Below are 21,199 nucleotides of genomic sequence, written 5' to 3'. Positions count from 1 at the left end.
ACGCCGTTCAGTCATTGCGTTCCTTCTCCGCTCCACGCGCCGGGCCCGCCTCCGGGACACCGGCCTCCTGTGACAGAAAGAAGTGCTGTCGTGGTTGATACCGTCCCCCGGCCCAGGCACCGGCCCGGGCTGATGCTGGCGCTGCTGGCCTTCGCGCAGTTCATCGTCGCGGTGGACTACAACGTCGTCTTCGTCGCGCTCCCCGACATCGGCAAGGCACTCGGCTTCAGCGCCCAGTCCCTCCAGTGGGTCGTGAGTGCCTACGCCGTCGCATTCGGCGGGCTGCTCCTCTTCGGGGGGCGGCTGGTGGACCGCATCGGCGGCCGTCGCATCTTCATCCTGGGCGCGATCGTCTTCGGCCTGTCCTGCCTCGTCGGCGGATTCGCCGACGACCCCGGCGTGCTGATCGCCGCGCGCGCGGTGCAGGGCGTGGGCGCCGCTCTCCTGTCCCCCGCCACGCTCATGCTCGTCAACACCCGCTTCGAGGAGGGCCCGCAGCGCAACCGCGCCCTGGCCGTCTGGGGTGCGTGCGGCAGTGGTGGTCTCGCCGCCGGGGCGCTGCTCGGCGGGCTGCTCACCAACGCGTGGGGCTGGGAGTGGGTGCTCTTCATCCTCGTGCCGCTCGCGCTCCTCGCGGCCGTCGCCGCCCCCTCGATCCTGCCCGCCGACGAGCGCTCCGCGAGCGATTCGACCTTCGACGTCCCCGGCGCCCTCCTCGCCACCGCGGGCTCCTCGCTCCTCGTGCTCGGCCTGGTCAGCGGCCCCGAAGCGGGCTGGGGCTCGCTGCGCGGGATCGGTTCGATCGTGGCCGGCGTGGTGCTGCTCGCGATTTTCGCCCTCGTCGAGTCCAAGTCCCGCGCGCCGCTGGCCCCGATGCGGCTCTTCCGCAACCGGAGCCTCGTGACGGCGATCCTCGTGATCCTCGTCTTCCAGAGCTCGCTGGCCGGCTCGTACTACCTCTTCACCAACTACATGCAGAGCGTGCTCGGTTACGACGCGCTGGAGGCCGGCCTCGCCTTCCTCCCGCTGACGATCATCTCGATGGTCTCCTCGCTGCGCCTCACGGGCGTACTGCTCGGCAAGTGGGGACCGCGCACGACGCTCTTCCTCGGCATGCTCATCAACGGCATCGGCATGATCATCCTGGCCGTGACCATGACCACCAGCGCCTCCTTCTGGCAGCTCCTCGCCGGGCTCGTCGTCTGGGGCATCGGTGGCGGTGTCACCTTCCCGGCCATGTTCATCTGCGCCGCCTCCGGGGTGGCTCCGAGCGAGGCCGGTATCGCCTCGGCCCTCGCCAACGCCTCGCAGCAGATCGGTGGCGCCGCGGGACTCGCCGTGCTGGTCGCGATCGCCAACGCGGGCCTGGACGTGGGTTCCGACGCCCACCCCGCCGTGTCCGCGGTCTCGGACGGCCTGCGCACCGCGACCTGGATCGCGGGTGTGGCCGCGGTGGTCGGCGGTCTGCTGGCCTTCACCCTGAAGAAGCCGGGTTCGGCCCCCGAGCCGCCCGCCCCGTCCGCCGGGAAGGCCGACGAGATCGGCGCGACCGCGCACTGAGCCCGCCCCCGAACGCGGGGCCGCGGCCGGGCATCCCCCGGTCCGGCCGCGGTCCCGCCCCTTCCTCTTCTCTTCCTGCCGCGGCGTCCGTGCCGCGCCCGCCCCCCGTGGAGGTCGGACATGCCCGACAGCGAGGACGTCCGGCAACCGTGGACGCGCCGGTTCGTCGACGTACCGGCCGGCGCTCCCCAACTGGTCTGCTTCCCGCACGCGGGCGGCGCGGCCCCCTTCTTCCGGCCCCTGGCCCTGGCGCTGGCCCCGCACGTGGAACTCGTGGCCGTCCAGTATCCCGGGCGGCACGACCGCTACCAGGAGTCCCCGCTCGACAGCGTGCCCGCGCTCGCCGAGGGCGCGTTCGCGGCGCTGGCGCACGAGCTGCGGAAGGCGCCCTTCAGCTTCTTCGGGCACAGCCTGGGGGCGGCCGTGGCCTTCGAAGTGGCCCTCAGGTACGGGCGATCGGCTCTCGAAGGCCCGTACCGGCTGATCGCCTCCGCGCGCAAGGCACCCTCCACGCCGAGCAATGGAGGCGTCCACCTGCGCGACGACGCCGGGCTGCTGAGCGAGCTGAGCCGGCTCGGCGGCACCTCCGCGGCGCTGCTCGCCGATCCGGAGGTGCGGGCTCTGGTGCTCCCCCCGCTGCGCGCCGACTACCGGGCCGCGGAGCTGTATCTGGCGGGCTCTCCGCAGGCGCGCCTCTCCTGCCCCGTCACGGTGTTCGCGGGAGAGGACGACCCGGTCGTTCCCCCCGCCGAACTGGGTCACTGGGCGGCGCACACCACGGCGGAGACGGAGACGCGCGTCTTCCCGGGCGGGCACTTCTACCTGATGGACGACGTGGACGCCGTCGCCGAGACCCTCCTGAAGCTCTTGTGACGCACGCGCCGCGGCGGCCCTCCGCCGCGCCGCCCGGCGCGACGGTCAGTAGGTCGACAGCGGCGTCTCCCGGCGGGCCTTCTCGATGTCCTGGAAAGCAGCGACGAGATCCGCCCGGCCGCGGATGCCGAACTTGCGGTAGATGCGCGTCAGGTGCTGTTCCACGGTGCTCACGGTGACGAAGAGCCCGGAGGCGATCTGCCGGTTGCTCCGCCCCCCGGCGGCGAGCTGGGCGACCCGCATCTCCGCGTCACTGAGCACCTCCGCGGCGCGCAGGAGCGACGTGGTCCGGCCCGGGGTATGGCCCTCTCCCTCGTCGTCGGGGTGCCGGGGGACGGGCGCGGGCAGCCGTACTCCCCGCCTCTCCGCCATGAGCGCGGCACGCCGCATGGTCTGCCGGCCCGTGGCGTGGTGCCCCTGGTCCTGCCGGTCCCGGCCGAGATCGTGCAGGACGAACGCCAGCTCGACGGGTGCTTCGCACTTCTGCAGGTGCTCGGAAGCGCACACGAGCCGCTTGTTCCGCTTCTCCCGCGCGCCCGCCGCGGCCAGGACGCGCAGCGCCTCGGCGTGCTGGCGGGGGTACTCGGGGCCGCACTGCCGCAGTTGGTCGCGGAGCAGCACGAGCGCCTGGCGCCGGTCGCCGAGGCGTACGAGGGCCTCGGCGGCGTACGTGCGCCAGGGCAGCACACCGCAGTGGTCGATCCCCAGCCTGCCCGCCAGTTCCCCGGCGGCGAGGAAGTCTTCGAGCGCGGTGGGAACGAGGCCCCGCGCCAAGTGGTGGGCGCCTCTGGCGAGCAGCAGGCGCACGCCGCCCGGCGTCTCGAACACCCGGCGCGGGAGGAGGGCGTTGGCCTCGTCCGTCCAGGCGCTGGAGTGCCCGGTCAGGGTGTGGCAACGCAGCAGCACGGCGAGGGGGAGGACCAGGGTGATGCCCCAGTGCTTGGCGGGCAGCAGCGTCACCGCGCGCTCCACCTCCTCCTCCGCGGCGCAGGGCTCCCCCTGCCTCAGGAGGATGTCGGCGCGCAGCGCCTGGAAGAGCGCCTGCCAGACGGTGAGCGAGGAGCGCTCGGCCTGGGCGATCAGTTCCTCGGCCCTCGCGCGCGCCTCGGTGAGCCGTTCCGCGTGGATCAGGGTCCGCAGCGAGACGAGCATGAGGAGCGCGTTGCTGCCGGAGAGCGGATAGTGCGCGAAGGTCTGCTGCGCCTCGCGCACCTGCGCCGGGTCCGGGGCCCCGGTGAACTGGGCACGCATCAGCTCCGCCGCCCGGTTCTCGGCCCACGTGTGGGGCACGACTCCGCACGTTCCCGCCTCGGAGGCGAGCGGACCGGACGTCCGCTCGACCGTACGGCCGGGGTACATGGTTTTCAACCAGCCGCTCAGGCAGCGCAGTTGCGCGGAGGCGGCCAGGTCCTGCGTGTCCGGCTCCGCCTTCGCCGCGCGGTCCAGTACCTCGGCCGCCTCGTCGGGATGACCGAACCACAGCAGCGCCTCGACGAGCGAGGTGGTGTACCGGCCGGCGAGGTGCCCCAGCCGGGACTGCTCGACGAGCCAGTCGACGCGGCGCGAGGCGGCGTAGGGCTGGCGTCGCCAGGTCGCGCGCACGATCAACGCGGTGGTGACCGCCCGCCCCCGCTCGTCGCGGTCGTGGTGGAGCGCCGTGCGCAGGCAGTCGAGAGCGAAGTCGGTGTCGCCGTCGGCGGCGAGCGTCTGCTCCGCCGCCTCTCGTAGCACCGGGATCGCGCAGTCGGAGGGCGCGCGGTCCGCGCGCAGGAGGTAGCGGGCCACCGTGGTCGCCGGGTAGCCGTGCTTGAAGAGGACATTGGCCGTGTTGACGTGGAGATCGGAGCGCTGGGCCGACGTCATCCCGCCGAGCACCGCGCTGTTCGCCTCCGGGTGCGGCAGCAGCCCGTTCAGGAGCATGCCGGTTCCGTACAGGACGCGCGTCGCGTGGGCCGCGGCGTCCACGGTGAGCCCGGTCAGCTCGGCGAGCACCGAGGGGGACGGCGCGCCTTCGAGTACGGCCAGTTGCTCCGCCACGCGGCGGACTTCCGGGTCGCAGCGGTAGATGCAGCTCACGAGGGCCTGCCGGTAACCGTCCCCCACGCGCAGGCGCGGGGCGCGCGTCGTCAGCGCCTCGCGGTTGTCCTCGACGAGCCCAAGGAGGAGCGCCGGGTTGCCGCCCGAGGTGCGGTAGGCGTCGGCCACCAGCTCCTCCGCCGCCGCGGGGCCCAGGTACGCGGCGAGAACGTCCTCCGTGTCGGGGAGCGACAGCGGATCCAGGCCGAGGTGGCGCACGGGCGGGCCGGCCGGCCATTCGGCCCGGGAGAAGGTGGCGAGCCGCTCGGGGGTCGAGGACTCGTTGACGATCACGAGGAGCGGGTGCGAGGGCAGCCTGCGCACGACGTAGGACAGGCACCGCAGCGAGGCCGTGTCCGCGTAGTGCACGTCGTCCAGGCCGATCACGACCGGCGAGGGTGCCTGGCGAAGGACGCGGAGCAGGTGCAGGCACATCTTGTGGAAGAGCTCGGGGGTCACCTCCGCCTCCCGCGCCGCTCCGGCCGGCGCGTCGGAGGGGAACGGGAGCGCCTCCGGCAGCTCGGCCGGGGCAATGGTCCCGCCCGGTGTTCCCGGCGGGAGCGGGTCCCCCTGGAGGAGGTGCGCCAGCAGCCCGAACGGGAGGCCCTGCTCGTCGCGCGAGGCCGTGGCCCCGAGGAACAAGCCGCCCCGGTTGCGGACACTTTCGGCGAAGTCGTGCAGCAACTGTGTCTTGCCGCATCCCACGGGCCCGTGAATGCGGGCGACCGCGTTCCTGCCTTTCTCCGCGGACGCGTACAGGTCGTGGAGTTGGGACAACAGCCGCGTACGCCCCGGTAGCCTGTAGACCCCCCCGTCCGGGGTACCGCCGTCCTGTCGGTTTGCGACCAGGTCAATAGCAGCCATTCCCGTTCCTCTCCCCCTGAAGACGGCGTCACAGCAGCGCGGAAGTCCCCCTCCACGACGGCACGATTGAAATACTGGTGCGTCTGCCTTGTCAACGGCGATCGGCGCGCCCCGCGTGCCGACACTGCCACACAGGAAGAAATTACTGGCGATACCACCCAGGGGCGGGAACCCTGGACGCAGTGAACTGCATCACACATCCGCCCTGGAAATACCCTATCAAAGCCGCCGACGGCAAATCATTAAGATCTGGTAAAATCGCGAGGAAATAATCAGCCGCGCAGCCGTTATCCGCGACACGGAAGAAAGTGGACTCGCGGGCTCCTCTTCCGCCGGAAGGCGTACCCGAGCGGGCGACCAGGCTCGACGAGACCACGACACGCGGGTCGGGGCAAGAGGGTCTTCGCCAGCCGAGGGACATACCCGTGGAGGCACCCGCAACGACGGGGCGACATGGGCGACATGTCATGTGAACGCGCCGGTTTCACGCTGCGGTCACCGAAGAGATGCCGACTCCGCCCGACGGGTGACAGTCGCCGACGCCCACGGCCCCGTCCCCGCCCCCACGTGCTCGATCGGGCCCGGCGGGCGCGGGCCGACCGGAGTCCGGCCCGCCCGGTCCGCGGTCCCGCGCCGGCCGACCCGACCGCGAAATGGGGAATGCGGGGGCGCCTCGTCGTGCGCACCGGCCACACGGAGAAAGCCCGGCGGTCTTTCCGCGTACGCATTCCCTTCTCCGCCGCTTCACCCCGGCACATCCCGCCTCCCCGCCGGGAAGCGCAGAAAAGACACCCCGCGTTGGCGCCGCCTGTGCGGAGATGTTTCATCGCGAATCTTCCTTTCCCCCTCCTTTCTCTATTTCCTTACCGACCACACGGAGAAAATGTCCGGGAATTCTGATTTACACGACGCTTCGGAATCGCTCTCGCCTTTTATTGCCGCAGGAAAATCCACCTCATCCGCTCGACGAGAATTCCTCCCGCCTCTCGCGCATCATTCCCCGTCGCGCACGATCTCCCGGCCACCCCCACAGCAGGTCTACATCGCCGAGGGAAAGCGGACATCGCGGCGTCCCGTTTCCCGCTCGGGACGGCGACCGTCCCTTGTGGGCTTTATCCGGTCTCCCCGCACCGCGCGCCCGCGGAACGACCGCCTCATTCCCCGAGGAACCGGTGCAGGTCCATACCTGCAGGGAGTGGACGCGCACGGACCGGCCTTGTCGCAAGCCGTCCGTCGCGGCTCCTGACCAGCACCGGGGGCCGCCGCCGGAGCGGGTCGGCCGCGTAAGCGCGCATATGCTTCCCGCATCGCCGACGCACAGGAAACGTTCTCGGGTCGCGGTTCGTGACCGTTGCGGAACACACCGTCGCGCACATCCCGCCAAGGATCGCGCCCGACCGTCCGGTCGAGGTCCGGACCCGCGAAGGAGGCGGTTGCCCAATAGCGTCGGTGTTCCCCCCTCGGCGTCGGCATTCCGCCGAGTTCGCGCACCTCCGAACTGTCGTTCCCCTCTCGCACACAAGCCCGCCCTCGACTCCGCCGCGTCGGCAAACACCGGTCTTCGCCCGGGCGGGGGACGCCCGCTCAGGGGCCAGGAGAAGAATTACCTTCACGCCACGACGGCGCCCCCGGAAACCGGGGCATCCTTCCCTCGCGCATCCGGACTCGTCGGTTACAGCACCGTGAATGGGGATTTCCCTGCGCGAGACGCCTGGACCGAAGACGCGGAACCGGTCTCCGGCCAGGTTGGCGCCGTCGCACGGTTGACATCCGGGTGTCCGTGCGCACACGGAGGACGTTTGCGGCCGCACCGCGCGGCGCGGAAGGGTACGTGCCCGACTGCGGGTGAGCACCGGCGGGAAGAGATCCACATCGGACACGTGCGCGAATATTTTCTCGCACGCCTCGCCGGTTGTGAAGACGGTGTGAGATCCTGCTCCCGGCTCGGCCGGGGCGCATGTGCCCCGCAAGCCCTGGGCACCCGAACGCCCTGGGGATGCAGTCCGTGGCCCCTGCGTTTTCGCAGGTCAGCCCCCGTAGCTCGGTGGATGGAGCAGGCGCCTTCTAAGCACTCCTGCTATCAGCCGCCGCCCCGCGCGAGCCCGCATGACCACCGCGCGACTTCGCCAACGCGTCGGCACTGCGGCTGCTGGCTTGAGCGGAAGCGGCTCGCTCGTCACCACGATCAGGCCGCACTCCTCCTCAGCAGGCCGGTTCGACCTTGATCAGCACGTTCCGGCCCCCGGCGACGCGCTCTAAGGTCGAGGACTCAGCACCTCGTGGCGGTGGGGGCGGCCCATCACCCTGGAGGGCGGTAAGTCGTATGGATACGGGGCGGCCAGCGCGCGATGGGGATGCAGACGGGGCGACTTCGGCGTGGGTCGTCATGGCTCAAGGACACCGGGTGACCTCCACGCGAGCGGAACGGCGAAACCGGCGATCCCCAAGGCCATGAGCACATGGAGACGCCGACCTCGCCCGCCCCCTGGAAGGCGAGCACGGAGCCGAGTAGGCGTAGGCATCACCCCGACATGGAATGGGAGAACGCATGTTGCCCCCACAGACCGACGGCAAGCAGCTCGCCGAGTTCAGCCCTGCATACATTCGCGCTGCGTGGAGCGGAACCGGGAGCGTGGAGGACGGCTCGAAGGCACTGGGGTTCTCGCGGGCGAAAGGGTACGACCTGATACGCCGCGGGGAATTCCCCTGCCGCGTCCTCCGCGTCGGACGTACCGCACGTGTAGTCACCGCGTCCCTGCTCCGCGTTCTCGAGAGTGGTGAGCCGGAGTACAACGGTGGCGGCAGCGGGACCCTCTCACCACGGTAGGCAGCTACACGCGGACGTCCGGCCGGCAGGCTCCGGCCGGACGTCCGCGTGTCACTCGCGCTGTCACACAGCTATCACCAACCGCGCGATCCTTGATGGAGAAATCAGACACAAGCAGACATTAATCCCCGGGAGGAGACGCGTTGGACGTGGTTGGACTCCCCTTACAACCTGTGCCACGTGGTACCGAGGGCCGGTCCGAGGACGAGGACGGGCGCATGTTCTGGCCCGTCAAGGCGGTATTGCAGGGGGTTCGGTGATATCTCGCTCACCCGGCCGACCCTCTCATCTCTCACGGGAAGTGGCGGCGCCGGGTGGCGCTTGCGTACCGCTGCGAGAGGAACGATCGACCGGGCCGTCCGCTCACGGCTCACGCTTCCCGGCCGGTGCTCCCAGCCCCGGATCTCCTCGCCGCCGGTGTCCCCGCGGAGAGCGTCCCCCGTGTCTCCGGGGGTAGTCGGTGGACAGGGTGAGGTCTTCCCAGGTGGCGAGGTCCCTCTCGACGGCTTCGCGACCGGCCCGTACCAGGCGCAGGGCGTCGGAGCCGAGGACGAGGTGGGCGGGAGGGCTGGGTTCGTCGAGGATGCGCAGAAGGGCGGCGGCGGCCTTGGCCGGGTTTCCGGGCTGCCGGCCGCTGGCGCCGCGCCGTGCGGCGCGGATGGGCTCGAACAGCTCGTCGTAGTCGGGTACGGATCGTGGCGTACGGACCATGGAGCGGCCCGCCCAGTCGGTGCGGAAGGAGCCCGGCTCGATGGCCGTGACGTGGATGCCGAAACCGGCGACTTCCTTGCCGACGGCTTCCAGGATGCCTTCGAGGGCGTACTTGCTTCCGCAGTAGGCGGAGACGCCGGGGAAGGAGGCGAGTCCGCCCATGGAGGTGACCGCCAGGATGTGCCCGCGCCTGCGGGTCCGCATGGAGGGCAGGACGGCCTGGACGGTGGCGGCGGCGCCGAAGACGTTGACGTCGAACTGGGCGCGCAGCGCTGCCAGGGGCGTCTCCTCGAAGGGGCCTTCCAACCCGTATCCGGCGTTCGCGACCAGCACGTCGATCGGCCCCACGCGCCGCTCCACCTCACCGACCACGGCGAAGACCGCCGCGTCGTCGGTGACGTCCAGCAGGCGCGCGTGGGCGCGCTCGGGATGCAGCGCGGTGAACGCCTCCGCGTCGGTGGCCGTGCGGACGGTGCCGACGACCGTGTGGCCCGCGTCCAGGGCGGCGGTGGCGAAAGCGCGGCCCAGGCCGCTGCTGACGCCCGTGATCAGAACGATCCGGGTGGGGGCGGTCAAGTCTGGTTCTCCTGGTACGGGGCGAGGTGTCCGGCGGATGTGCCCGTCCGCGGTCGCCCGCGGCCCGGCCACGTCCACGTCACCGCTTCTTGGCCCGGCGGCTTCCCGCGGCCGGCTCGGCTGATCGTTCACCCTGCGCTCCTTCTCATCTCGCTGCTTCTCATCACGCTGCTTCTCATCTCGCTGCGCCGGTCACCAGCGTGGGCGGCTCGGAGGAGGAGAGCCAGGGCGAGCCGTGCCTGGGTACGGCGAACCCAGGCACGTGGGGAGGGCGCGGCTTAGCCTGAAAAAGTGACCAGCAACGATCTCGGCGATTTCCTGCGCGCCCACCGCGCCCGCCTGCGCCCCGACGACGTCGGGCTCGCCTCCTACGGCGCGCGCCGGGTCGCGGGGCTGCGGCGGGAGGAGGTCGCCGTCCTGGCCGGGATGAACAGCGACTACTACGCCCGCCTCGAACAAGGCCGCGAGCGCAGCCCCTCCCCGCAGATCCTGGAGTCCCTCAGCGGTGCGCTGCGGATGGACGACCCGGCGCGGGAGCATCTGTACCGGCTGGCCGGCACCGCGCCGGACGGCGAGCGGGCGCAACCGCGGGAAACGGTCAGTACCGCGCTGCGGCAGCTGCTGGACGGATACCCGTCAGCCGCGGCGTTCGTGCTGAATCCGGCGACGGACTTCCTGGCGTCGAACGCGCTGGCCGACGCCCTGTTCTCGGCGTTCGCCAAGAGGGACAACATGGCGCGCATGACGTTCCTCGATCCGGCCGCCCGGGCATTCTTCACCCGGTGGGGACGGGCAGCGGAGGCGGTCGTGGCCGGACTGCGCCACGCCACGGGCTTCGACCCGCATTACCGGCGTCTGCGTGATGTCGTCGATTCCCTGACGGAGGAGAGCGAGGAGTTCGCCGTCCTGTGGTCCTCGCACACCGTCCACGGCAAGACGCGGGACCGCAAGGAAGTCGTCCACCCCGACGTCGGCCCCCTCGACCTCACCTACCAGACCTTCGACGTCCGGGGAGCTCCGGGCCAGCAGCTGGTGATCTACCACGCCGCACCGGGCAGTCCCAGCGCCCAAGCGCTCGCCCTGCTCGGCAGCCTGCACGCCACCCGGCACCGGACATCTTCTCCGGAGCGGTAGCACGGCCGGGCGCCGTTCGGCCGCGGCGCTCCCGCCTTGGCGGTCAGAGGGTCGTGCGCCTGCAAGCCCAGGCTGCGGACCGGCAACGCACCGATCCGCAGCACCGGACGTCCCCTCGCGCCTCACAGGCGATCAGCTGCCGGTGGCCGACTGCCGCACCTCGTCCAGGGCCGGCCGCACCTCGTCTCCGTCGAGGAAGTGCGTCGTCCGGCCCGGCAGAGTGGGGAGGTAGGCCCAGTGCGTCACGCTGTCCTCGCTCTCGTCGCTGTCCGGGGAGGAGGCGTAGCGGATCACCTGGTCGGAGTCGACGAAACAGTTCCGGGCCACTACCGCACCGTCCTCGTCCCGGTGTTCGTTCGTGTAGTACATGGTCCTGACCAGCCAGAACTCCTCGCCCAGTGCCGCGCCGGGATCGCTGTCCCCGGCTGGATGGCGCCCTGTGACGGCTACTGCGACCGGGATTCCGTGCCGCGGCAGTCCCTCGCGGACGTCGACCCAGGTCACGGTGGTGGTGAAAGATGCCATTCTCGCCCTCGCGCGATCGTCTCGGCCCCCGCCGTGGCAGGGCTGCATGTCCGAACAGCGCCTGAGGAGACGCTCCACGGCTCGTCGTGGTGGTCAGACCGCACTGTTCGAGGTGGAGCTTTCCGCACATGGTGCGATGCCGCAGTTCTGGTTTGCCCTTCTGCGGGAACGTCGCCCCGCCCAGCGCACGGCCTGCGGGCCCAGGGGCTCCGGCGAACTCCTCGGCGGGCTCAGGGAGTGAGGACGGTGCGCGTGAACGGGCCGCCGTGTGCGGCGGCGTAGGTGACGGCCTCGTTGACGGCGTCGAGGGGGAAGGGACGTACCCGTTCGGGGGCCAGGTCGAGGGCGCCGGAGGCGATGAGGCGGATGAGGCCGAGGTTCGCTTCGCGCGGGTACATCCACTGGCCCCGTACGGTCACCGAGTTGCGCATGAGCCAGGGGTAGGGAAGCGCGAGTGCGGCGCCATCGAGCATACCGACGCCGCCCATCAGGACGACGCGGCCGAACTCGCGGACGGTCATGGCCGCCGCCCGCACCGCCGAGGTGGGGGCGGCGGGCGGGAGCAGGTCGATCACCATGTCGACGGGCCCCTCGGCGGCCTCGGACATGGCCTTCCGGTCGGTGTCCTCGTCCCCGGACAGGACGACCGGGCGCACGCGCGGCCCGAACCTGCCGGTGAGGAGATCGAGCGCGGCCCTGTTGCGGCCCGGCGCGATCACGCGGCCGGCTCCCATCGCGAGTGCCACGGCGACCGCGGCGCTGCCGAGGTTGCCGGTCGCGCCACTGACCAGCAGGGTCTCGCCTGCTTCGAGGCCACCCGCTTTCAGCCCGCCGTAGGCGATGACGTACACGGTGAGCGCGGCCCATCGTGCCGGGTCGTCCTCGGCCCGTGCGGGCAGGGGGTGAACGTTCTCGGTGGGGACGCGCATGCGTGCCGCAAACGCTCCGTCGTGCAGGTGCCGGGCGAGTCTGGCGCCTCCCTCGCCGCGCGAACTCCAGCCCAGCAGCGTGATGTCGGGGGTCAAAGCGTCGTCCCGGGAACGAACCGTCGAGTCGCACCACACCAGGTCCCCGGCCCGCAGGCGCGTCGCGTCCCGGCCGGCGTGGACGACGCGCCCCACGCCGCCCGGACCCGGGATCACGGGGAGTTCGAGCGGGTAGTTCCGCCGACCGCTGAAGACCTCCTCGGCGTAGGGCGCGACGAGGGTGGCGAGGACCTCGACCACCACTTCACCGCCGCCCGCCCGGGGGTCGGGTACCTCGTGCACGGCGAGAGGGGCGCCGAATCGGGTCAGAACTGCTGCGCGCATGTGCGGATCTCCTTGATCGTCCGCTGTCCAGGCTAGGAAGGTCAGGGGTATGCGCCAAGCGATGATCTGGCATATGTGGTATGCGTATGGGGCATGGACGTTTCCAGCGCGGCGCTGCGTGTGCTGCAACAGGTCGCCGAATCGGGCAGCTTCACCGCGGCCGCCTCTCGGCTCGGTTACACCCAGTCCGCCATTTCCCGGCAGGCGGCGGCCCTTGAGCGAAGCGCGGGCACCGTGCTCTTCGAGCGCCGCCCCGACGGGGTCCGGCTCACCGCCGCCGGCCTGACGCTGCTGCGGCACGCCCGCGCCATCCTCGCTTCCGTCGAGGCCGCCGAGCGCGAACTCACCGATGCCGCCGAGCAGAAGGAGTCGGTACGGCTGGGGTTGTTCCCCAGCGCCGGGGCCGTGGTCCTGCCGGGCGTGCTCACCCGGCTCGCGGTCATCCGCCCGCACCTCGTGGTCACGACGCGAGAGGGCACCACGCCGGGGCTGCTCCGGGCGCTGCGGGCCGGTTCGATCGACGTCGCGGTGCTCACCTCCCGCCCGCCGCACCGGCCCTTCGACGGCGAAGCACCCCGCCTCCGCGTCGAAACGATCGAGGACACCGAACTCCTCGTCGGCGTACCGGCCACGGGCGCGTTCGCCGGCCGCACCGAGGTGCACGTCGACGAACTCGTCGACGCGTCGTGGATCGCCTCCACCTCGTCGGACGACGAACCGCTTCTCGGCGTCTGGCCCGGGCTGCCCGGGCGGCCCCGCGTCGTCCACACCACCAATGACTGGCTGGCCAAACTCCGGCTCGTCTCCGAGGGCTTCGGCGTTACCACCGTCCCCGACCGGATGCGAACGCTGCTGCCGCCCGGCGTGAGCCTGCTTCCCGTCCACGGAGCTCCGCGCGAGGTCCGCAGGATCGTCGTGGCGCGGCTTCCCGGGCGGCCGACCGCGGGAATCACCGCGGTCGTCCGGGCGATCGCGTCGGCCGTGTGAGTCACCACCACGGCAGTCAAGTCGCGGCTTCGCTGTGGACGGGCCCCCGTCCACAGCGAAGCCGATCCGGTCGCCTTCAGGCACTGTGGCGTGTGCCAAGCAGGCGAGCCCACCTCGTAGGCCCCTCGCCCGCGAGATCCGTTCCCACGCCGTGGCCGCGCGGCCGAGGACTTCGGTGGGCGAGCCGTCCGCGCCTCCGCTCCGTCCGGTCGTGAGGGAGGCGCGGTCCCCGTCACCAGCTGGCGTTGTCGCCCGCGAGGTGCCAGAGGCGGTCGGCGCTCGGGTAGGAGGTGTCGAGGTGGAGGGTGTTCCAGCTGCCGTCGTTGTAACGGTTGAGGGTCATGGCGAGGTCGGTGTCGACCTTGGGCTGCCAGATCCACCAGCGGGAGTTGTTGTCGCCCTCGGGACGCAGGACCCAGCGCTGGAGGTCGGAGCCGTCACACGTCCGTACGACGATCGTGGTGCCGCGGGTGGGCTTCGCGTCGGCCGGCTGGAGGCACTTGTTGGCCGCCCGGTTCTTGAGGGTCAGCGTGTAGCGGCCGTTCTCCCACTGACCGCCGACCTCGTCCCACGCCTCGGTCTTGTGCTTCCACGCCGGGTCGCGGAGGGAGACGGCGGTAGCGCCCTCCGCCGTGGAATCGCCGTACAGCGCGAGGCGGCTTCCGTCGGTCCGGTTGATCAGGTCCTGGCCGGTGCGGTCGGCCGCCGAGGCGCTTCCCGCGCCGAAGGTGGCGAGGACGGCGACCGCGGCTGCGGTCGCGGTGAGGGCACGGTGGGGGCGGAACGTGGGCATCGTTCTCCTTCGATGGCGGTACTTCGGCAATCACGGCGTACGGCGCCGGCCGGAGACGGCCAGAACGAACCCGGTCGTTCCTGCCGGCGCCACCCGCCCAGCCTGAGGGCCGCGACCGGCGCCCCACGCGAGGCCGACGAGCCGCAGACCGGCCCCCCGTCACCTTTCGCCCGCCCTTCCGTCACCCCGCAACCCAAGTGAGCACGGAGGGGAATCGTTTCGGCGGGCAGGCTCCGCTCACGCGCAAAGGAGGAAGGAGAAGCACGGCCGGGTTCGCACGGGCGGGTGACCCGCACGGCACCCCAGGTCACCCCTGAGGGCGAACGGAGACGGAGCGGGTGCGCGGGCGGTCGGCCGGCCCGCGACCGGTGCGGGTCGCCTCCGCCGGCGGCCACCGGTACACGCCGGAGGAGACGACCGGTCGAGACGGAGGAGACGACCGGCCGAGGCGGAGGCGAGCGGTGCCGGGGCAAGGCCGCCGCGCCGCGGAATCCGCCGCTGCCGGACCTCGGCTTCGCCGCACGCATCGAGGAGCTGACGGCTGCCCGCTGATTCGTCGGCACGGGCGGTGGCGACCCACGGAGAGGCTTTGGCCCCGTGCGGCCATACGGGGCCAGAACCACGCCCCGGACAGGACGCCCTCCGGTGGTCATCCACGCCCCCGATGCCTTCGCGTATCGGGCAGATTACGGGAGCGACACGGGGGCAGGGTTCCGGGCTCGACCGCGCCCTTCACTCCACCGGGGCGGTGTGCCCCTCGATGTCCTGGGCGAGCGAGGGCCAGGGTCGCGGCGCACTTCGAGAAGCGTGGCGGGCGGCTGCCCGAGTGGGTGTTCGCCGCCGTTGGCGCGTACACGGGCGTAGCCATCAACCAGGAGGCCGGGACGGCGGGTTCGCTCGCCGGCGTTCACCTCGTCCCGGCCTGATTCCAGGGTGCGCCGTGCTTCCGGCCCCGCCCGAGGGGTCAGCCCATGGGGAACAGGCCCAGGGCCACCAGGAGAAGGCTGAGGGCGCCGAGCCAGGGCGCGGGCTGTGCGTACGTCAGGTCGGCGTGCGAGGTGTTGGTGCGGGCCATGGCTTTCTCCGGTGGTCGTGGTGCCGGCCGCGAGCAGTCCGCGCCCGCGTGGGGCGGGAGGGTTACGCGGTGGGGCCGATCCGGTGTGTGACGGCCCGGGCCCAGAGGTCGCCGGCCGTTTGCGGGCCGCCGTCCTGGCGTTTTCCGGGGACGGGCGCGTCGAGGTCGTCCGCCCGCCAGGGTGGCGTGTCCAGGAGGACGCCTTGCATGTCCGGCGACTTCCCGCTTGCTGTCGGGCGAGTGGACGAGGACGCCGTCGGCGGAGGAGTCGCCATTCATGACGGAGTCCCAGGCCGGTCGTGCCTCCGGCGCGGCGCCCGCGATGACGACGAGTCCGGCCCCGAGCACGGCTGCGGTCCCCCGCTTCGACGTGTTCCCCGCAGTGGGCCGGGGCCGTGCCCTCGGAGAACCTGCCGGTGTTCGCGCGTACCGTGCGACGAACCCTGCCATTGCACCCGTTTCCCGCACTTCAAGGTGCTTCTTCATATCCCGTCCCGGTATGCGACGGAAAGCCCCGTCACTCTCCAGAGTGATGTCGTCCCGCGCTCCTGCTCGCCCGCGGGCAGGAGAGGACGACGAGGAGCGGCCACAGGGCCTGCGCGAAGGTCAGGGCGCGTTCGACGACGCCGGGCGCCCAGCCCCGCAGGAGGGTCAGCAGGAGCAGGAGTGCCCCGGCGGCCATGGTCGCGGTCGCTACCGCGGTGACGTGCGGGCGCAGGCCCCACGGGGCGTGCGGGGCGTGGCGCTCGGCGGCGAGGACCGGCCATACGGCGAGGAGGACGAAGCCGGTGGTGGCGACGGTGCCGTGGCCGAGGTCGCCGCCCCGCAGCGGTGCGGGGACGAGGGTCAGGCCCATCGCGGCCAGTCCGCCGCCGGCGAGGGCGGCGCGGCCCGGGAGCGCGGCGGGTCGCAGGCCGCAGGCGGTCACGACGTAGCAACTGCCCAGGGTGAGGAGGGCGGCGGTCATCAGCCAGTAGCCGGGGGCGCCGTGGGACGCGAGGACGCTGATGGTCCGGACGGCCGGGTCGTAGCCGGGCCCCTGGAGGACCTGCGCGATCGCCCACGCGCCGACGAGCACGACCGGGGCGCAGCAGGCGGAGAGCAGGGCCCACCAGGGAATGTGTCGCATCGAAGCACCATAAAGGAGACCTTTCGCGGCGGCGGCCGGCCACGGCGGGCGGGGTGCCCGTCGTGGCCGGCCGAGCGCGCGAGGGTGCTCAGGTGCCGCAGCGCAGGGTGGCCTCCGCCCAGTCGGCGTGGTCGAGCGCGTTGCCGTCGCCCGCGTCGCCGACGTGCAGGGTGAGCCGGTCGGCGCCGCTCACGTCGGCCTCGACGGGGACGGGCGCGTCGGCGCCGGTGAGCTTGTGGCCTTCGTAGACCTTCTTGCCGTCCGCCAGGACCTCGAAGATCACGCTGCCGTTGTCCCCCGTCTCGTCGTCGATGCCGGTGGTGGCCGTGAAGGTGGTGCAGGCCTTGCCGAGGTACACCTCGACGGTGGATTCGGCGTGCACGCCGAGGCCCTTGGCGTAGGGGGTGCCGCCGAGGGTGAGGGGGCCACCGTCGCCCGCGCGGTCCTCGCCGTTGCTCGCGTCCTTCTCGACGGGGCCCCAGGCGTTGTCCGTCCTGAGGAGGGCGAGGTCGGAGACGGCCGTGGTGCCGGTGGGCGCGGGCGGGGTGGCGAACACTTCGGCCGAGGCGCGGGCGCTGACGCGGGCGCCGCCCGTGGAGCCGGCCGTCACGGTCGCGACGATCAGCCGGCTCCCGTTCTCCTCGTCCTCTCCGCGGACGAGACGGACCTCGGTGCTCGCGTCCCCGCCCGCCGGTACGTCGCCGAGCCGCGGCACCGCGGGGTCGGCGCTCCACCCGGCGGGCAGGCCGAGCGAGGCGGTGGCGTCCTTCAGCGGCCGGTCGCAGGGGTTGTGGACGGTGAGCTTCGCCGTCGTGGACTCCCCGGGCGGCACGGAGGTGCCCGCCGGGTCGAGGCGCGCCTCGGGTGCGCACACGACGGGCCCCTGGGGTGCCCCGCCGCGTGCCTCGGTGGTGGTGAGGGGCCGCAGCCGCAGGCTGTACGCGTACTCCTTCGACGCGCTCACCTGGTACTTCGGCATGACGGTGTGGAAGGTTTCGCTGACGCCGCTCACCGCGTGGTCCAGGTGCAACGTGTTGCCCTGGGGGCTGCGCCGGAGGGCGAAGGGGTAGGCGGCGCGGTCGATGTCCTCGTACGGGGTGACTCCGGCGGAGAAGTTCTCGCCGTCGCCGGAGACGAGCACGCCGTCCCTGCCGTCCGAGAGGGCGGCCCAGCGCACCTCCTCGTGGTTGCCGTAGTCCTGGGGCCGCAGGTAGCCGGAGAACTGCTCGTCCACGCCGGTGTGGTAGACGCCGGTGGGCGCACCGTCCTCGCGGTCGTCGTAGTTCTCCTCGGGGCCACGCCCGTACCAGCTGAACTGGTCGTATTGCTGCGGGAGTTGCAGGGTGAGGCCGATGCGGGGCAGGTACGGGACGGAGCGGGCGGCCCCTTCGGCCCTGGCGCGGTGGTCGACGCGCAGTTCGCCGTTGCCGGTGACGGTGTAGCGCAGGGTCTGGGCGAAGGAGGAGCCCTTGACGCCGGGGGCCGCGACGGTGCTGCGGACGGTCACCACGACGGCTCCGTCCTCCTCGCCCACGTCGACGGCCTGGGGTGTGGTGCGCAGGCGGTCGAGCCCGGCGTCCCGCCAGGCGCCGTCCTCGGAGTTGGTCTCGTTGCTGAGGGGCGCGCGCCAGGCGTCGAGTCGCGGTCCACGGGTGAGGAGTTCCTTGCCCGCGGCCTTCATCGAGGTGAGGTCGCCGCTCTTGCGGTCGAAGGTGTACGAGAAGCCGTCGCCGGTCGCGGTGACGCGGTCGCCGGTCGTCACGGCGCGGACCGCGCCCGGGGCCTGCGCCTTTACCACGCCCGCCAGTTGGTGGCCGCCGACGTCGAACTGCTCGACGGCGACGGTGTGTCCGGCGGGTGCCCAGTCGGTCCTGGTCTTCTGCACGGCCCGTACGGTCAGCTGCCGGTCCGCGTCCTTCGGGTTGGCCGGGGGTGCGGGGAGCTGGAGTCGGGTCTCGGCGCCGGGGGGGACGGCGAGGGCGCGGGTGCCCTTGGCGAGGGTGCGGGCGCCCTCGGTCAGGGACCACTGGAGGGCGAGGTCGTCGGTGCCGGTGAAGGCGCGCTCGCTGCGCACCGTGATGCCGCCGGGGACGGTCTCGCCCTGTGCGTCCTTGGTCTGCGACAGGCGCAGCGGGGCCTGCACTGCGGCGAGCGCGCGGGTCTCGGGCTGGAGGGTGCGGTCGGTGCCGACGAGTCCGTCGACGCCGCCGATCCCGGAGCCGTAGGTCTCGTAGGTGCCCTTCGTGGTGAACTTGTCGAAGTCCAGGGCGAGTAAGGCCTCGCGCGCGGGGTCGGCGGCCAACTGGGCCGGGCTGAGGGCCTTGTGGTAGACGCGGACCTGGTCGATGGTGCCGTGGGCCATGCGCGTGTTGATGTTCTCCTGGCCCGACTCGGCGTTGCGGCCGATGTTGACCGGCTGCGCGGAGTAGGCGACGGTGCCCGCGTAGTCTTCGGTGGCGACCTGCTTGCCGTCGATCAGCAGGGTGACGGTCTTGCCGTCGAAGGTGCCGGAGGCGCGGTGCCAGTTCCCGTACCAGTCGCCGGGCACGGGCGCCGTGGCGCTGTGCGGCTTGCCGTCCGTGCCCTGGACGGCGAATTCCAGGGTGTTCTTGTCCTTCATGCGCAGGGCGTAGGAGTGTTCGCCCTTCGCCACGATGGTGAAGTCCCCCGTCCAGTCGTCCGGCCGGACCCAGGAGTCCGCGGTGAGGGCGCCGGAGACCGCGTCGAGCTTCGCGTCCCGGTAGACCTCGACGAAGTCGTCGAGCCCGGAGAGCTTGAGGGCCTTGCCCTTGTGCCCGGTGACCTGTTCGGGCTTTCCGGTGAGGTAGGTGAGGATGTCGTTGCCGGAGGAGTCGGGGGTGGTGACGAGGGGTTGCCTGAGGTTCTGTTCGGCCCAGTCCCAGATGAACCCGCCCTGGACTTCGGGGTATTTGCGGACGACGTCCCAGAACTCGCGGAAGTTGCCGAGGGAGTTGCCCTGCGCGTGGGCGTACTCGCCCATCACGATCGGCTTCTCCGTGGTCTTCGCCTTGTCCTCCAGGCTGTCGGGCGAGGGGTAGCGCGGCCCCCAGATGTCGGCGTAGGGCGCGTCGCCGTCAGGGGTGTTGGACTGGTGGTAGAGCGGCCGTCCGGGGTCGTTCTTCTTGAGGTAGTCGGCCATGGTGTAGTGCGCCTTGCCGAGGCCCGCCTCGTTGCCGGTGTCCCACATCAGCACGCTGGGGTGGTTCTTGTCCCGCTCGTACAGGCCGGTGGCCCGGTCCTGGAAGGCCTTCTGCCATTCGGGCTTGTCGGCGAGGCAGTTGTCGGGGCAGTTGTCGTGGTGGTGGGTCTCGATGTCGACCTCGTCCGCGATCCACAGACCCTCGGTGTCGGCGCGGTCGTAGAAGTAGAGGTCGGAGGGGTAGTGCGAGGTGCGCACGGCGTTCAGGTTGAGGCTCTTCATCAACGCGACGTCTGACGCGGTGCGTGCGTGGGTGGCGTGTCTGCCGGTGTCGGGGTCGGTCTCCGCCCGGTTGACGCCGCGCACGAGGATGCGTTCGCCGTTGACGAGGAGTTTCTTGTCCTTGACCTCGATCCGGCGGAAGCCGACGGGCTGGCTCGTGGTGTGGGTGACACGGCCCTTGGCGTCGGTGAGCGAGACGACGAGGGTGTAGAGGTTCGGTGTCTCGTCGGTCCACTTGGCCGGGTTGCTCACCCGCGCCTTGAGCGTGGCCCTCGCCGCGCCGTCCCTCGCCGCGCCGTCCGCCGGTGCGACGGGCTCGGACACGGCGGTCACCTTGCGGCCGTGCGGGTCGTAGAGCGCGCCGGTGACCTTGCCGGGCGCCGTTCCGGCCGCCGGAGCGGTGACATCGATGTCAGCGCTGAGGGTGGCATCGCGGTACTTCGCGTCGAGGCCCGTGCGGATCGTGACGTCCTGGACGTGCGTGGCGGGGGTCGAGTAGAGGTGCACCGAGCGGAAGATGCCGGCGAACCGCCATTGGTCGTAGTCCTCCAGGTGGGAGCCGGAGCCCCAGCGGTGGACCTGGACGGCGAGGGTGTTGCGGCCGGGGTGCAGGTAGCGCGAGATGTCGTACTCGGCGGGTGTGTAGCCGCCCTGGTCGTAGCCGACGTAGTGGCCGTTGACCCAGGTCAGGTTGCCGCTGGTGACGCCCTCGAAGCGGAGGAAGGTCTCGCGGTCCCGCCAGTCCTTCGGCAGGTCGAAGGTACGGACGTACGCGCCGGTCGGGTTGACGTCGTGCGGGACCTTCGGCGGGTCGTCAGGGTACATCTCCGTGGGGATGTTGCGGAAGACCGGGTGGTCGAGGCCGTCGGTCTGCCACGTGTGCGGGACGCTGACGTCGCGCCAGCCGGACCCGTTCGTGTCGTAGCCCTCCGTGTAGAAGTTCTTCGGCACGTCCTCGGGACGGTCGGACATGTGGATCTTCCAGTCGCCGTCGAGCGACTTGGTCCAGGGGCTCTTCCCGCTCCCCCTGCGCGCCGCCGCCGCGTCGGCGTAGGGCGTGAGGTCGGCGTGCGGGGCCTCCTGGCCCACCTCGGTGATCTCCGGGTTCTCCAGGAGCTGGTACACATCGGCCGGCGGTGGTGCGGGTGGTGCCGGATCGGCCGCCGTCGCGGGCAGCGACACGGCGCTCAGCGCCGCGGTCACCGCCAGCACGGCGAGTCCTCGGAACATGCGGCGGTGCGGCATGACGGGCTCACCTCTCGCGTGGCTGCGGCTCCACTCACAGAACCGCACAGGAAACGCTCAGGAAAGAACTTT

At 71.6% G+C, this 21,199-nt stretch carries 11 protein-coding genes; 4 read left to right on the top strand and 7 right to left on the bottom strand.

The features are described from left to right. Positions 1-90 precede the first annotated feature (90 nt). The gene (locus G3I42_RS15025; RefSeq protein WP_203606831.1) at positions 91-1,560 is read left to right on the top strand and encodes an MFS transporter; all 1,470 of its coding nucleotides are present in this window, start codon (positions 91-93) and stop codon (positions 1,558-1,560) included. Between the two features lie 120 nt (positions 1,561-1,680). Next, complete coding sequence (locus tag G3I42_RS15020; RefSeq protein ID WP_164286204.1) at positions 1,681-2,433, top strand: alpha/beta fold hydrolase; 753 nt, start codon at positions 1,681-1,683, stop codon at positions 2,431-2,433. A 45-nt stretch (positions 2,434-2,478) separates the two neighbouring features. On the opposite strand, the gene G3I42_RS15015 is transcribed toward G3I42_RS15020, so the two are convergent. Continuing rightward, a complete protein-coding gene (locus tag G3I42_RS15015) occupies positions 2,479-5,373 on the bottom strand; it encodes a LuxR family transcriptional regulator (protein WP_239096462.1) in 2,895 nt (964 codons plus the stop codon). A gap of 3,190 nt (positions 5,374-8,563) precedes the next feature. Beyond that, a complete protein-coding gene (locus tag G3I42_RS15010; RefSeq protein WP_239096461.1) occupies positions 8,564-9,487 on the bottom strand; it encodes an oxidoreductase in 924 nt (307 codons plus the stop codon). Between the two features lie 291 nt (positions 9,488-9,778). On the opposite strand from G3I42_RS15010, the gene G3I42_RS15005 reads away from it, so the two are divergent. Next, positions 9,779-10,621, top strand: a complete 843-nt coding sequence (locus tag G3I42_RS15005; protein ID WP_164286200.1) for a helix-turn-helix transcriptional regulator — start codon at positions 9,779-9,781, stop codon at positions 10,619-10,621. 132 nt (positions 10,622-10,753) lie between these two features. On the opposite strand, the gene G3I42_RS15000 is transcribed toward G3I42_RS15005, so the two are convergent. Next, a complete protein-coding gene (locus tag G3I42_RS15000) occupies positions 10,754-11,146 on the bottom strand; it encodes an AQJ64_40280 family protein (protein WP_164286198.1) in 393 nt (130 codons plus the stop codon). A 230-nt stretch (positions 11,147-11,376) separates the two neighbouring features. Beyond that, the gene (locus G3I42_RS14995; RefSeq protein ID WP_164286196.1) at positions 11,377-12,456 is read right to left on the bottom strand and encodes a zinc-binding dehydrogenase; all 1,080 of its coding nucleotides are present in this window, start codon (positions 12,454-12,456) and stop codon (positions 11,377-11,379) included. A 93-nt stretch (positions 12,457-12,549) separates the two neighbouring features. On the opposite strand from G3I42_RS14995, the gene G3I42_RS14990 reads away from it, so the two are divergent. Beyond that, positions 12,550-13,443 carry a LysR family transcriptional regulator gene (locus G3I42_RS14990; RefSeq protein ID WP_164286194.1) on the top strand — a complete coding sequence of 298 codons (894 nt, stop codon included), beginning with the start codon at positions 12,550-12,552 and terminating at the stop codon, positions 13,441-13,443. 232 nt (positions 13,444-13,675) lie between these two features. Here G3I42_RS14990 and G3I42_RS14985 read toward each other — a convergent pair whose 3' ends face one another. From G3I42_RS14985 to G3I42_RS14975, 3 genes are all read right to left on the bottom strand, one after another. Next, a complete protein-coding gene (locus G3I42_RS14985; RefSeq protein WP_164286192.1) occupies positions 13,676-14,236 on the bottom strand; it encodes an RICIN domain-containing protein in 561 nt (186 codons plus the stop codon). Between the two features lie 1,592 nt (positions 14,237-15,828). After that, complete coding sequence (locus G3I42_RS14980; protein ID WP_164286190.1) at positions 15,829-16,440, bottom strand: DUF998 domain-containing protein; 612 nt, start codon at positions 16,438-16,440, stop codon at positions 15,829-15,831. A gap of 88 nt (positions 16,441-16,528) precedes the next feature. Beyond that, positions 16,529-21,127, bottom strand: coding sequence for a glycoside hydrolase family 2 TIM barrel-domain containing protein (locus G3I42_RS14975; RefSeq protein WP_164286188.1), 4,599 nt, complete (start codon positions 21,125-21,127; stop codon positions 16,529-16,531). Positions 21,128-21,199 lie beyond the last annotated feature (72 nt).

It is taken from the genome of Streptomyces sp. SID11385, assembly GCF_010548245.1.
Classification (GTDB): Bacteria; Actinomycetota; Actinomycetes; order Streptomycetales; family Streptomycetaceae; genus Streptomyces.
The sequence above is the reverse complement of the archived record's forward strand: the minus strand, read 5'-3'. Positions and strand labels throughout refer to the sequence as shown.

Bases quoted from the DNA above. Each gene is read 5' to 3' on its own strand.
- G3I42_RS15020 (WP_164286204.1), top strand. From the start codon at position 1,681: ATGCCCGACAGCGAGGACGTCCGGCAACCGTGGACGCGCCGGTTCGTC.
- G3I42_RS15015 (WP_239096462.1), bottom strand. From the start codon at position 5,373: ATGGCTGCTATTGACCTGGTCGCAAACCGACAGGACGGCGGTACCCCG.
- G3I42_RS15000 (WP_164286198.1), bottom strand. From the start codon at position 11,146: ATGGCATCTTTCACCACCACCGTGACCTGGGTCGACGTCCGCGAGGGA.
- G3I42_RS14995 (WP_164286196.1), bottom strand. From the start codon at position 12,456: ATGCGCGCAGCAGTTCTGACCCGATTCGGCGCCCCTCTCGCCGTGCAC.
- G3I42_RS14990 (WP_164286194.1), top strand. From the start codon at position 12,550: ATGGACGTTTCCAGCGCGGCGCTGCGTGTGCTGCAACAGGTCGCCGAA.
- G3I42_RS14985 (WP_164286192.1), bottom strand. From the start codon at position 14,236: ATGCCCACGTTCCGCCCCCACCGTGCCCTCACCGCGACCGCAGCCGCG.
- G3I42_RS14980 (WP_164286190.1), bottom strand. From the start codon at position 16,440: ATGCGACACATTCCCTGGTGGGCCCTGCTCTCCGCCTGCTGCGCCCCG.
- G3I42_RS14975 (WP_164286188.1), bottom strand. From the start codon at position 21,127: ATGCCGCACCGCCGCATGTTCCGAGGACTCGCCGTGCTGGCGGTGACC.